1 protein-coding gene is annotated in these 509 nt (G+C 41.8%); it reads left to right on the top strand.

What is annotated here, in order from left to right; all coding sequences use genetic code 11:
- A partial coding sequence (locus tag ACSLUO_RS17695) for an IS256 family transposase (RefSeq protein WP_448250587.1) occupies positions 1 to 509 on the top strand: 509 nt, incomplete at both ends.

Raw genomic sequence — 509 nt, 5'->3', positions numbered from 1 at the left:
CAAACCCGTTTTACTTCGATGGATGACAAGATTTTATACCTGTATTCCAAAGGTATGACAACGCGAGATATCGTCGCAACGTTCAAAGAAATGTATGATGCTGATGTCTCACCAACACTTATTTCTAGAGTGACCAATGCGGTTATTGAACAAGTGGTTGAATGGCAAGCAAGACCACTCGATGCCGTTTACCCCATCGTTTATCTGGATTGTATCGTGGTTAAAATCAGGCAAGACAAACAAGTTATCAATAAAGCCGTTTACCTTGCGCTTGGCGTCAATGTTGAAGGCCATAAAGAATTGCTTGGCATGTGGATATCAGAAAATGAAGGCGCTAAGTTTTGGCTCAATGTACTCACTGAACTGCAAAATCGAGGCGTCAAAGATATCCTCATCGCTTGTGTTGATGGGCTAAAAGGATTTCCTGATGCGATTAATACCGTTTACCCTGATACGCAAATTCAGCTCTGCATTGTCCATATGGTGCGTAATTCATTGAAGTTTGTGCC

The organism is Thalassotalea agariperforans (assembly GCF_053470345.1).
This window is presented reverse-complemented; position numbering and strand designations above follow the sequence as displayed.